Annotated in this window: 1 pseudogene; it reads right to left on the reverse strand. The window is 72.2% G+C overall.

Annotation, left to right across the window (positions count from 1 at the left end):
• Positions 1-24 precede the first annotated feature (24 nt).
• Positions 25-234: pseudogene (locus AC0L2Y_RS34720) on the reverse strand (IS1-like element ISMhu11 family transposase); the annotation flags it as partial.

The raw sequence follows: 234 nt of genomic DNA on the forward strand, positions 1-234 counted from the left end.
GCCCACTTCTCGTCGAACTGCACCTCACTCGTCGCCGGGGGAAAAAGCCACGAGCTCGTCGTGCAGTCGCTGGGCGTGGTCGCCGGCCAGGGCGGTGTACCGGGTGACGGTGTCGCGGTGGACTCCGACCAGCCGGGCCGTCTTGCGGGTGCCGGTGCCCTCGGCCACGTGAGCGAGGACGGCGGTGACGGTGTCGGGCGGCAGGCGGGTGTCGAACAGCGGGGTGCCCTTCCG

This window comes from Mesorhizobium sp. WSM4830, assembly GCF_055811495.1.